The sequence below is a fragment of the Streptomyces sp. B1866 genome (assembly GCF_031932565.1).
Classification (GTDB): Bacteria; Actinomycetota; Actinomycetes; order Streptomycetales; family Streptomycetaceae; genus Streptomyces.
This window is the reverse complement of record NZ_JAVSCF010000469.1, coordinates 1-2216: the sequence shown is the minus strand read 5'-3', so window position 1 is coordinate 2216 and position 2216 is coordinate 1. Positions and strand designations below refer to the sequence as shown.

At 79.5% G+C, this 2216-nt stretch carries 2 protein-coding genes; both read right to left on the bottom strand.

Features of this window, described 5'->3' with window-relative positions:
- Positions 1-927, bottom strand: a 927-nt coding sequence (locus tag RKE29_RS29515; protein WP_312008781.1) for a tetratricopeptide repeat protein, incomplete at its 3' end; no start/stop codon positions are given.
- On the bottom strand, positions 810-2216 hold a 1407-nt coding region (locus tag RKE29_RS29510), incomplete at its 5' end, for an NB-ARC domain-containing protein (protein WP_312008780.1). The genes RKE29_RS29510 and RKE29_RS29515, both read right to left, overlap by 118 nt.

Sequence of the window (2216 nt, the reverse complement as noted above, 5' to 3'; positions counted from 1 at the left end):
GCGCGGGTGCCGGGCGGCGCGGGCGGCGGCCAGGGCCCTCTCGTGGGCGTCGGCCGCCAGGTCCGGCCGGCCGGCGCGGCGGCGGGCCTCGCCGACGGTGTTCAGCGCGTCGGCCCGCAGCCGCCCCTGGTCGGTGGCGTCGGCGACGCGCAGCGCGCGCTCGCCGAAGTCCAGGCCCGCCTCGGTGCGTCCGGCGTCCAGGTGGACGCGGCCGATGCCCATGAGGGCCGTCGAGTGGCCGCTGGGGAAGCCGACGGCCTGGGTGATGCCGACCGCCTCGGTCAGCACCTCCAGGGCGGCGTGCAGCCGGCCGGCCTCCCAGTGGACGAGGCCGAGGATGGCGATGTACCGCAGGCCGACGCGCTCCCGTACGCGGTGCGCGTGCCGCAGGTCGCGTTCGGCGGCGTCCAGCCGGCCCAGGTCCCGGTGCGCCACGCCCAGGCCGACGAGCGCGAGGGCCTCGGCGTCGACCAGGCCGCACCGGCGCAGCAGGCCGAGCGCCGCCGAGAAGTGCCCGAGCGCGTCCTGGGGGCGGCCCAGAATCCAGTCCCCCCAGCCCACGCCGCCCAGCGCGACGGCCTCGCCGGGTGCCCAGCCGGCGGCGCGGAACAGGGTGACCGCGCTGCGGTAGTGGCCCACCGAGGCCTCGGGGCGGCCCTTGTGCCAGGAGGCCAGTCCGAGAACGGAGTACATGGCGGCCTCGCCGCGCTGGTCGCCCTCGGCCGCGGCGGCCTCTCGCGCGGTCTTCGCGGTGGCCTGCCAGACGCCGCGGGGCACGCACAGCCACAGGTAGCCCAGCAGCGCGTCCGTCAGGTGCCAGGAGACGGCGCGCGGGCCCTCGCGGGCGGCCCGGTCGGCGGCGGCCAGCAGGTTGTCCCGCTCGTCGTCCAGCCAGCCGATGGCGTCCTTCTCGTCGGCCGGTTGCACCGGGGCGCGCACCTCGGGCAGGGCCAGGACGGGGGTGCCGGGGGAGAACAGGGGGGCGTCCGCGTCCGGGCCGACCGTCGCGCGCGGCAGGCGCGGGGTCTTGGGAGCGATGAAGGCCCCGGCGGTGTCGGCGNGCGCGGCAGGCGCGGGGTCTTGGGAGCGATGAAGGCCCCGGCGGTGTCGGCGCCGGTCAGGTACCACGCGTACAGCCGGTCGCGGGCGGCGGCCGCCTCGCCGGGCGACTCCTCGGCCTCGCACCGTTCGTGGGCGAACTCGCGCAGCAGGTCGTGCAGGCCGAAGCGGCCGCCGCCGTGCGGCTCGGTCAGGTGCGCGGTGGCCAGGGTGGCCAGCAGGCGCTCGCCGACCGGCAGGGCGGCGTCCAGCAGCGCGGCCGCGGCCCCGGCCGCGAAGTCCAGGCCCGGTACGAGCCCCAGGCGGCGGAAGAGCCGCCTGGCGTCGGCGGGCAGCGCCCGGTAGGACAGGTCGAAGGCGGCGGCGACCGCGGACCGCTCGTCGTCCTCCACGGCCAGCGCGGCCAGCCGGTCGCCGCCGGCCAGCTCGGCCACCAGGTCGGCGACGCGCCTGCCGGGCTCGCAGGCCAGCCGGGCGGCGGCCACCCGCAGGGCCAGCGGCAGGTGGCCGCACAGCTGCGCCAGGTCGGCCGCCGCGTCGGGCTCGGCGGCCACCCGCCGCTCGCCGAGGACGGCGGCCAGCAGGTCGTACGCCTCGGCGGGGGCGAGCACGTCGAGCGTGACCGGGTGGGCGCCCTCCCGGGCCACCAGGCCGCCGAGCCGGTTGCGGCTGGTGACGACGACGAAGCAGGACGGGCCGCCGGGCAGCAGCGGGCGCACCTGCTCGGCCGACACCGCGTCGTCCAGCAGGATCAGCACCCGGCGGTCGGCCAGCAGCGACCGGTAGCGGCGCACCTGCCCGTCCTCGTCGGCGGGGATCTCCTGGGAGGACAGGCCGAGGCCCCGCAGCAGCTGGACCAGGGCCTCGCGGGGGCGCAGCGGGGCGCGGCCGCGGTCGAAGCCGCACAGGTCGACGTAGAGCTGGCCGTCGGGGAACCGGTCGCGCACCCGGTGGCCCCAGTGCACGGCCAGCGCCGTCTTGCCCACTCCGGCGCTGCCGCCGATCGCGGAGATCACCGCGGCGCCGGTGTGCGGCGTGCGGCCGTCGGCGGGCACGAGGGCGTCCAGCGCGGCGACCGCGGTGGCGCGGCCGGTGAAGCCGGGCACCGCGCGCGGCAGGTCGGCGGGCACCAGGCGGGCCGCGGGGCGGCCGCCCGG